General features: G+C 45.1%; 1 pseudogene. It reads left to right on the forward strand.

What is annotated here, in order from left to right:
- Positions 1-339 (forward strand): annotated as a pseudogene (locus E1163_RS30030) (transposase); the annotation flags it as partial.

A 339-nucleotide genomic window follows, 5' to 3' on the forward strand; every position in this document is an offset into this window, starting at 1 on the left:
GTTAAGGATAGGATAACCTCCCTTTCCAAGCCCTATGTGAGGCCAATTGTCCGGGGCAAAGAAACTAAGCGCGTAGAGTTTGGAATGAAGGTGCACATGTTGCAGGTAGATGGTATCTGCATCATTGACAAAATGGACTTTAGCGCGTTTAACGAATCCACCAGATTGAAAATCAGCACATTAAAGCATCAATCACTATTTGGGGAGTTATACCAATTGGGGGCGGATCGTATCTATGCCACCAATGCTAACAGAAGGTACGTCACTGCAAAAAAGATCTTTACCTGCTTTCCCCGCAAAGGCCCAAAGAAGGACACCCCTGCAGAGAAGAAATTGAAG

The organism is Fulvivirga kasyanovii, assembly GCF_009711405.1.
Taxonomy (GTDB): Bacteria; Bacteroidota; Bacteroidia; order Cytophagales; family Cyclobacteriaceae; genus Fulvivirga; species Fulvivirga kasyanovii.